The organism is Actinomyces ruminicola (assembly GCF_900103885.1).
Classification (GTDB): Bacteria; Actinomycetota; Actinomycetes; order Actinomycetales; family Actinomycetaceae; genus Actinomyces; species Actinomyces ruminicola.
In genome coordinates, this window is record NZ_FNIM01000020.1 from 38,594 (window position 1) to 47,850 (window position 9,257).

7 protein-coding genes and 1 rRNA gene are annotated in these 9,257 nt (G+C 69.5%); 3 read left to right on the forward strand and 5 right to left on the reverse strand.

The window, feature by feature from the left end; translation table 11 throughout:
• From BLR49_RS11805 to metG, 3 genes are all read right to left on the reverse strand, one after another.
• A partial coding sequence (locus BLR49_RS11805) for a G5 domain-containing protein (protein WP_245690683.1) occupies positions 1-487 on the reverse strand: 487 nt, incomplete at its 3' end.
• A gap of 107 nt (positions 488-594) precedes the next feature.
• On the reverse strand, positions 595-1,524 hold the full coding sequence (locus tag BLR49_RS11810; RefSeq protein WP_092537868.1) for a TatD family hydrolase: 930 nt from the start codon (positions 1,522-1,524) through the stop codon (positions 595-597).
• A complete protein-coding gene (gene metG / locus BLR49_RS11815) occupies positions 1,521-3,371 on the reverse strand; it encodes a methionine--tRNA ligase (protein WP_092537870.1) in 1,851 nt (616 codons plus the stop codon). Before metG ends, BLR49_RS11810 begins: the two co-directional genes overlap by 4 nt.
• Positions 3,372-3,614: 243 nt before the next feature.
• Here metG and BLR49_RS11820 point away from each other — a divergent pair, with 243 nt between their 5' ends.
• Both BLR49_RS11820 and BLR49_RS11825 read left to right on the forward strand, forming a co-directional pair.
• The gene (locus tag BLR49_RS11820) at positions 3,615-4,253 is read left to right on the forward strand and encodes a hypothetical protein (RefSeq protein ID WP_092537872.1); all 639 of its coding nucleotides are present in this window, start codon (positions 3,615-3,617) and stop codon (positions 4,251-4,253) included.
• An 89-nt stretch (positions 4,254-4,342) separates the two neighbouring features.
• On the forward strand, positions 4,343-5,188 hold the full coding sequence (locus tag BLR49_RS11825) for a hypothetical protein (RefSeq protein WP_092537874.1): 846 nt from the start codon (positions 4,343-4,345) through the stop codon (positions 5,186-5,188).
• 2 nt (positions 5,189-5,190) lie between these two features.
• Here BLR49_RS11825 and rsmI read toward each other — a convergent pair whose 3' ends face one another.
• Entirely contained in the window at positions 5,191-6,126 is a 936-nt protein-coding gene (gene rsmI, locus BLR49_RS11830; RefSeq protein WP_092537876.1) for a 16S rRNA (cytidine(1402)-2'-O)-methyltransferase, read from the reverse strand.
• A 48-nt stretch (positions 6,127-6,174) separates the two neighbouring features.
• On the opposite strand from rsmI, the gene BLR49_RS11835 reads away from it, so the two are divergent.
• A complete protein-coding gene (locus BLR49_RS11835; protein WP_425425776.1) occupies positions 6,175-8,076 on the forward strand; it encodes a dolichyl-phosphate-mannose--protein mannosyltransferase in 1,902 nt (633 codons plus the stop codon).
• Between the two features lie 570 nt (positions 8,077-8,646).
• Here BLR49_RS11835 and rrf read toward each other — a convergent pair.
• Positions 8,647-8,766 (reverse strand): 5S ribosomal RNA (gene rrf, locus BLR49_RS11840).
• Positions 8,767-9,257 lie beyond the last annotated feature (491 nt).

Below are 9,257 nucleotides of genomic sequence, written 5' to 3' on the forward strand. Positions count from 1 at the left end.
CCACCACGCGCGAGACCACCTCGCGCGAGACCTCCTCGCCGTCCACGCTCGTCACCCGGTAAACCACCCGGGTAACCCCATTAACACCCTCGGTCTCAACCTCGGTCTCACCCTCGGGCAGAGCATCCGTCTCCTGCTCCACCCGCTCGAACTCCTCGGTCACATCCTCGGTGACCGACGAGATCTCAGCCACTCCACCACCAACAACCACGCTTTCGGTCACATCGTCGCCCGAGGCGGCGATGGCCTGCATGCGTGCCTGGGACTCGGTGAGGGGCGCGATGTCGGACTCGCCGAACTGGGTGGCGGCGTAGGCGCCGCCGGAGATGGCCAGTGAGAAGGCTGCGGCTACACCGCCCGCACGGTACATGGCCGGCGAGATCGAGGTCTTCGCAGGACCCGCGGCGCGACGGCGCCCAGGGGCGGTGGTGGTCTTGGTGAGGCTCTTCGAGGCGAGGGCTCCGAGCTCAACCAGCGTTGTGCTCAAGGAGCTGCTCTGGGAGTGACGACCCACGGGGATTCTTCCTAACGGTTGACAACTGCCGATTACGCTAACCGAATTGCCGTCACCTCAGCAACACAACCTGACACATTTCACAGCCACGTGCCGTACACCCGGCGGGTGTTCCGCTCCAGCACCGTGCACATCTCCGCCTCGCCCAGATCACGCTGTTGCGCGAGGAGGCGGAGGGTGTCCGGCATCAGGTAGGAGCCGTTGGGGCGGCCGCGGAAGCGCTTGGGAGGCAGGTATGGGGCATCCGTCTCGATCAGCAGCAGCTCGTCGGGCAGGGAAGCAAGCGCGGCGCGCAGGTCGTCGTTGGCCGAATAGGTGATCGGCCCGGCCACGGAGGCGTACCAGCCGTGCTCCGCACAGGCAGCCGCGAGTGCCGCGTCTCCGCTGAAGCAGTGGAACACGGTCCGCTCGGGGGCGCCGTCGGCCTCCAGCACCGCGAGGCATTCGGCGTGAGCGTCGCGGTCGTGGATCTGCAGGGGCAGATCGAGCTGCTTGGCCAGGGCGATGTGGGCGCGGAAGGCCTCCCGCTGGACGGCGGCGCCGCGCGGACCAGTGCGGAACAGGTCCATGCCGGTCTCGCCGATGGCGACGACGACGTCGCGGGCCGAGCGCACCCGTGCCTCCAGACGGCTCATGGCCTCGTCCAGGGGCTCGTCGTGGTGGGGCAGGTGCATGGGCTCCAGGCCGTCGGGGCCGATCTCGCGCACCCCGGCATGGGCGACGGCCTCGTTGGGGTGGATGGCCAGGGCGACCCGGACGGCGGGGAGCCCACGGGCCAGGGCGATGCTCGGCGCCCAGGTGGGGGTCTCGCAGGCGGAGGTGATGACCGCGGTGACGCCGACGTCGGCGGCCCGCTCCACCAGTTCGGCGGCGTTCAGCGGCGCGTCGGAACCGGGACCGGCGGCCTGCCCGGGCACGGGCAGGTGGGTGTGGTTGTCGGTGACCGGCCCGGCCAGGGGCGCGACGGCGTCGGCGGGCGGCCAGGAGCGGTCGCGGTGCTTGCGGCTCATGCGCCGGTGACGTCGTCGGGCAGGGAGCCGGCGTAGCGGGCGAGCTCCTCCTCCACAATGGCCTCGTCGAGTTTGACGAAGACGGGCTTCGGCTTGGCGATCGGCGTGCCGGGGACGACCACGTGGCGCTCCCAGGTGGGTACCCCGGTGTAGTCGCCGGTGATGATCGGGTAGCCGGCGCGGGAGGCGAAGGCCTCGGGCAGCACCTGCGGGTCGAGCTCCGCCACCTCCTCGATGCGGGGCATGGGCGCGATGGTGCCGTCCCCGCCCATGACCCTTTCGACGTCGTTGGCGGCGTGCGGCAGGAAGGGGGAGAGCATCAGGTTCAGGTCTGCCACCACCTGGGCGAGGGTGTGCAGCACGGTGGCCAGGCGCTGGTGGGCGGGGCTGCCCTCCTCCCCCTTGAGCTTGAAGGGCTCGGTGTCGGCGATGTACTTGTTGGCCTCGCCCACCAGCCGCATGGCCTCGGCGAGTGCGGCCTTCTGCCGGTGGTGGCGGATCAGGTCGCCGACCGTGTCGAAGCCGGCGGCCACGGCGTCCAGGAGCTCCCGATCGATGTCCTCCAGCTCGCCGGGCGCGGGGATGGCGCCGAAGCGCTTGTGGATCATGGCCGCGGTGCGGTTGACGAGGTTGCCCCAGCCGGCCACCAGTTCTCCGTTGGTGCGGCGCACGAACTCCGCCCAGGTGAAGTCGGCGTCGGCAGTCTCGGGGCCGGCGGCGCAGATGAAGTAGCGCAGGGCGTCGGCCTGGTAGCGGGACAGGAAGTCGCGCACGTAGATGACGATGCCGTGGGAGGAGGAGAACTTGCGCCCCTCCATGGTGAGGAACTCGCTGGAGACGACCTCGGTGGGCAGGTTCAGCACGCCCATCTCGCCGGGCTCGCCGCCGCGCTCGCCCTGGCCGTTGTAGCCGAGCAGCTCGGCGGGCCAGATCTGGGAGTGGAAGACGATGTTGTCCTTGCCCATGAAGTAGTAGGACAGGGTCTGCGGGTCGTTCCACCACTTGCGCCAGGCGTCGCGGTCGCCGGTGCGCCGCGCCCACTCGATGGAGGCGGAAAGGTAGCCGATGACGGCGTCGAACCACACGTACAGGCGCTTGGTGGGCTGGTCCTCCCAGCCGGGGATGGGGATGCCCCAGTCGATGTCGCGGGTCATGGCGCGGGGGCGGATCTCGGCCAGGATGTTCTTGGAGAAGCGGATGACGTTGGGGCGCCAGGCGCCGGAGGCCTCCCGCTCGTCCAGCCAGGCGCCGAGCGCGTCGGCCAGGGCGGGCAGGTCCAGGAACCAGTGGGTGGACTCGACGAACTCGGGGGTCTCGCCGTTGATGCGGGAGTGGGGGTCGATCAGGTCGGTGGGGTCGAGCTGGTTGCCGCAGTTGTCGCACTGGTCGCCGCGGGCGCCGCTGGCACCGCAGATCGGACAGGTGCCCTCGATGTAGCGGTCGGGCAGGGTGCGTCCGGTGGAGGGGGAGATGGCGGAGCGGGTGACCTGCTCGACCATGTAGCCGTTGTCGCGCACGGCGACGAACATGTCCTGCACCACCCGGTAGTGGTTGCCGGCGGTGGTGCGGGTGAACAGGTCGTAGGACAGTCCGAGCGCCACCAGGTCCTCGACTATGAGCCGGTTGTTGCGGTCGGCGAGTTCGCGGGGGCTAATGCCCTCCTCGTCGGCGGCCACCAGGATGGGGGTGCCGTGCTCGTCGGTTCCGGAGACCATGAGGACGTCGTGCCCGGCCATGCGCATGTAGCGGGAGAAGACGTCTGAGGGGACGCCGAAGCCGGCGACGTGTCCGATGTGGCGGGGGCCGTTGGCGTAGGGCCAGGCGACGGCGGAGAGGATGCGGCTCATGGGGGGCAGCCTATCCGCTCCCGCCGCCGGGTACGGCCCTGGGTTGTTCTCCCCCTGCGTCAGCGGCCCCGACGCGCCTAGGGCGGCACCGGCGCCGCACGCACCCGCGCCGACTCACGGACCAGCCGATCCGAATGCGGCAATCCGGCCGACGGGCGGGTGCCGGTACACTCGCTGCGGTAAGCGACGACGCAACGATTGAACGCCGCCCTGCCATCGACTTCCAGCCTGGGAGGAGCCATCATGTCCTATCCCCCGAGCGCCGGTTCACCCTATGCGGCCGCGCCCCACGGCTCCGGCCAAGCCCCCTACGGCGCCGCGGCGCCGCAGCCAAAGGGCCGCAAGGGCCCGCTGATCCTGCTGTTGTCCGGGGTGGCTCTGTGCGTGGCCGCGGTGGTGCTGTTCGTGGTCTTCGTCGCCTCGGGCGCGCGGGCTATCAGCGACCTGCGGCCGATTGATGCCAATGGCACCGCCGCCGTACAGCTGGAGTCGACCGCCGTCTACGGCTTGTATGGCAACGGCGGCTCCCAGTGCACCGTGACCGACGCAGATGGCCATGAAGTAGAGGTGACGATCCCGATGTCGAACATCGAGGTCAATGACCGACGCCTGTTCGGGGTGGTCGCACCGAACGCATCCGGTGACTACACGATCACCTGCTCGACCTCATTTGCGGGTGGAGACGTGTTCTTCGGCCCGCTGATCGACGCCCAGGACATTGGGCGCATGGTGTTAGGCGTCTTCGTTGTCATCGGCATGTTCATGGTGGGCATCCCCCTGGCGATCGGCGGGATCATCTGGCTGGTCGTCCGCAACTCGCGCAACAAGCGGGCTCAGCAGGCGTGGTCCGGCGGTTACCCCACCGGGCGTCCCGGATTCTGACAAGCCGGAGGTACGGAGGCAGCTGCTCCCGTAGAGTCTCGGGGCATGGCAATGGCGGGGCCGGTGGCAGGAATCAGAGGTGACAGACGATGACGGTGTGGAATCAGCCCGGTCCGGGTGGCGTCGGCGGTTCGCCGCAGCCGAGGCGCGGTCTCGACGCGGACGGCCTGCCCTCCCTCAAGGTGCCGCGCATACTGATGATCGCGGGCGCAGCCGCGCTGCTGACGGGGATTGCACTGTTCGTCGCCGCAGTGCGCACGACCCCGGCCGTTCTAGACAAGAACGCGGTCGCATTGGAGGACAACGGCACGGCCGCGTCACTGATCCTGCTGGAGGACACCGAATACGGCTTCTACTCCACCGATGCCGATATCGCCTGTACGGTGAGCGATCCCGCGGGCGCCGCTCTGGACGTCTATCCCCTTGACTGGAAGAGCGGCGACCCGCCGCAGGTGCTGGGATTCCGGTCAACCGACGCCGGCACCTACACCGTTTCCTGCACCGGCGACAGCGCCATAAGGATCAACCTGGCCAGGGCCTCCCCCGAGGGGGCTCTCGGTGCACGGCTCGCGTTCGTGTCCATCCCCTTCGGCTTGGTGGGTCTGGTGGTGACCGTGGTCGGAACGATCTGGCTGGTAGTGCGCAGGCGCAGGCGCTCACGTGCCGTTGTGGCCCGTCTGTTCGGCCCGCAGCAGGCGGGGAGTCCCGCATTCCAGTCCTACCCGCCGGCCGCACAGCAAGCGCATTCGTCTGCTCCCGCCGTTCCGAGCACCACCCCGGGTCCTCAGGGGGGCTTCCAGTCTCCTGCGCCCGCAGCACCGCCGCCGACGCCGAACCCGCAGCCGGCCCCACCATCGCAGGGTAGCTACGGCCTGGCTCCGCAACAGGTGATCTACCGTCCGCTGCCCCCGCCGGAGGGCGGGCAGGGCGCCTAACTTCAGGCGCCGTCCGCGGCGCGCGCGGCGAGGGCCGCGCGGTACACCTCGTTGGGGCGCGCGCCCGCCCGCGGGGCGACCTCGGCGGCAGCCGCCTTCAGGCGCATGCCTCCGGCGGCGAGGGCCAGCGCCTGGGCGGCGGCCGTGTCCAGGTCGACCGTGCGTGGCGGCGCTCCGGCGACCACCAGCACCACCTCCCCCAGGACGCCGGCGGCCGTTGCCTCCGCCAGCTCGGCGAGAGTCGCCCGTCGTACCTCCTCGTGCGTCTTGGTCAGTTCCCGACAAAGTGCCGCCCGTCGCTCCGCGCCGAAGATCTCCGCCATGGCGCGCAAGGTCTCATGGGTGCGCCGGGGCGATTCCAGGAACACCATGGTGCGCGGCTGTTCCGCAAGATCGGTCAGGGCGCGTTGGCGTTCACCGGCCTTGCGCGGGAGGAAGCCCTCGAAGGTGAAACGGTCGCTGGCCAGGCCGGACAGCACCAGAGCGGTCAGCACGGCCGAGGGCCCGGGCGCGACGGTGACGGGGATGCCGGCGTCGGCGGCGGCCACCACCAGCCGGAAGCCGGGGTCGGAGATCCCGGGCATACCGGCGTCGGACACCACGAGCACGGCGTCGCCCGCGCGGGCCGCCTCGAGCAGTTCCGGGGTCCTGGCCTGCTCATTGTGCTCGTGGAATGCCACTACCCGCCCCCTGACGTGTACCCCCAGGCGCCGCGCCAGGGCGTACAGGCGGCGCGTGTCCTCCGCGGCTACGACGTCGGCCCCTTCCAGGGCGGCGCGCAGGCGGGGGGAGGCGTCGGCGACGTTTCCGATCGGCGTCGCGGCCAGGGTGATCGTGCCTGGTCGCGGCGCGACGCCGCCCGGCTGCGGCGGCTCGGCGTCCCCATTCACGCGGCTGTCGCCGTGTTCGGCGCCGTCTGGAGGGGTGGCGTCACTCATGTCTCCATTCATGGCCCCAGTATGACGGGCCGTCTTAGACTCACTGACGTGAGTTCACCCTGTGCTGCTTCACCGGATGGTGCCGACCCGTCCTCCGACCCCGGCGGTGTTCCTCTGGGGATCACGTCGCCACCGGAGGGGCCCGTCGTCCCCGCCGCTGCCGCCTGTGACTCGTCGATGCCGTCCACCACAACGGACGCCGTCGGCGCCACGGGGCCGCGCAGCGAGAATCAACTGCGCTCCCTGCTGGGCCTGGATCCGCTCGGAAGCGCGCTGCCGAAGGCGGTACGCGTCAACGGCTGGATCGCCACGGCGGTGGCCGGCGCGGTCGCCGTACTGACGCGGCTGGTCGGCCTGTCCCATCCGCACCAGCTGATGTTCGACGAGATCTACTACGTCAAGGACGGCTATGCGCTGTGGCGCAACGGCTACGAGTCGGCGTGGTCCGACGGCGCAAATGAGCTCTTCGCCCAGGGGGATTTCTCGGCACTGACGACGGATCCCAGCTATGTGGTGCATCCGCAGCTCGGCAAGTGGCTGATCGGCCTGGGAATGCAGCTCTTCGGCGCGGACTCGTCCTTCGGTTGGCGATTCATGCCGGCCCTGGCGGGCGTCTTGACGGTCGTCGTGCTGGCGCGCCTGACGCTGCGGCTGACCCGCTCCCCACTGCTGGCCGGTCTGGCCGGCCTGCTGCTGGCCATCGACGGCGTCGGTATCACCGAGTCGCGAATAGGCCTGCTGGACGGCTTTATTGGCCTGTTCGCAACCCTCGCGCTGTACTGCCTGGTACGTGACCGGGAGTGGTCGCGGGCACGGCTGGCAGCGGATCTCGCGGACACGCTCCCCGACGCCAGGGCGCCCAGGGCGCACCTGCGGCCGTGGCTGTTGGCTGCGGGAGTCATGCTGGGGCTGACCTGCTCGGTCAAGTGGTCGGGAGCGTATCTGTTGGCGGCGGTGGGGATTCTCGTCGTCGTTTGGGACACCCAGGCCCTGCGCCGCGTCCGGGCGCGTGCCTGGTTCCTGGAAGGCGTCATCTCCCGCGGCGTGGGCGACTTCATCCGGCTGGTACCGGTGGCCCTCATGGTGTACCTGGGTGCGGGCTGGGGGTCATGGTTCCTGCACGACGGTGCATACAAACACGGCTGGGCAGCGGCGCAGCGAGCGGAGAATGGTTTCGTGGAGCGCTCCTGGCTGCCAGACGCCCTGAATGATCTGCTCGAGTATCACCTGTCGATGTACAACTTCCACGTAGGCCTGGACTCAGAGCACGCCTACATGTCCAAGCCGATCGGCTGGCTGTTGCAGTTACGCCCGACGTCCTTCTACTGGCAGGGGGAGCAGGACATGGCCGGCGCCGACTGCGGCTCGAACCGCTGCATTCAGGCCATCACCTCGATCGGCAACATCCCCGTCTGGTGGGCGGCCGCCGCGGCACTGGTCTTCGCGATCGTGGTGCTCGCACTCCGTAACCGCGACTGGCGCGTGTGGGTGCCGTTGATCGGCTACGTGGGCCTGTACCTGCCGTGGTTCCTGTACTGGGACCGGACCATCTTCACCTTCTACACCGTCGCCTTCGTTCCGTGCGTCGTATTGGTGCTGGTGCTGGCGCTGGGCTCGGTTGCCGGCTTAGTACCTCCTGTTCCCGGATCCGCCTTGGCACGCCGCGAAGCCCAGCTCCTCACCGAGGGAGTGATCGGGCCCGACCGCATCTATCCGCGTGGCCGGGTCGCCAGCTACTTCGGCTTCGGCATGCGTCCAGGACGAACGCGCCTGCCTGAAGCGTGGACCGGGGTGCCCCGTTGGCGCGTACGCGGCGAAGGCGTAGCCCTGATCGGCGCCCTGCTAGTGATTGCAACCGCTTTCGCCTGCGTTTGGTGGCCCATCTGGACCGGGCGGACCGTGCCTTACACGTTCTGGTACTGGCACATGTGGCTCGACTCCTGGGTATGACCTGCAGCCATTGGGCGGGACGGTTCGCCACCGGTCTCGATCCCGCCCGGCCGAGCCGTGATGGGAGCCTGACGTTCCTGGGCCCGCGCTCGGCAGTAGCGCCGAGATGGACGTCGCCACCCGGCCAGTAGCCAGCAGCGAGGGCGTCCACCGGATCAGGGGGGTGGTGAAGGAAGTACGCGAGCCGTGCTGCCACAATCAGACTCTACGCAACGCGGGCTCGTCACCTGCGCCCCGACCGAAGTGTCAGGCTCCGCTTGGGACCATCTGCTCACTCATGGATGAGGGCAAAACCGACCTTGGGGTTCCGGGCGCACCTCATGCCGGGGAGCGCAACTACACGGCGTCCGCCCGCCCGGAGTCGCCCCGGACGACTCTTTCAGCACTAACGCGTGTCCAACGGAGCCGACGACGGCGCCGCGGCCCGGTCGAGCCGAACGAGCCGTCGGCGTCCAGGCCATGACCCGCGTGCGCGCATTGAACAACTGGGAATACGGCGCCCTCGCCATAAGACACAGTCCGCAAGCCCAGGGCCTTTTGGTTTTGTTTGTGGTTGTGGGTGGGTGGGTGTGCCGGCGGTGTCCTACTCTCCCGCCCGCCTGTCGGGGGCAGTACCATTGGCGCTGGGGGGCTTAGCTTCCGGGTTCGGTATGGGTTCCGGGCGTGTGCTCCCCCGCTGTGACCACCGGCACGACCCACCCACCCACGACCACCACCCCCGCCTTCTCCTTGTTTTGGGGGGTGTGTGCCCGCCGCCGGCGCGCGCGCGTGTGGCGCGCCGGGGCGTGTGTGTTGTGCCCGCCCCCCCGGGGGGCGCCCTGGGCTGTTGCTTCCCTGGCCCTGGTTGGGGGCCCGGGCGGTTCGGGGGGGTGTGTGCTTGTCCCTGTGCTGTTGTCGTGCGCTGATTGCTGTGGCCGGGCCCTCCCGGGCTTGGGGGGGGTTGGGTGTGGTTGGGTGTGGACCGTACAGCGGACGCTCACGCTTGCTCATGCCTTGCCTGCGTGCGTGTGTTGGGTTGCGTGTGTGTTGGGTTGCGTGTGTGCTGGTTGCGTGTGTGCTGCTCGTTGGTTGCGCCTGCCCCCCCCCGGGGCCGGTGCCGGCACTGCGGCCGGCCGGCGCGCGTGTTGGGGGGTGTTGTGTTGTGTTCGGCTGTTGTTAGTACCAGTCAGCTCATCAGCAGG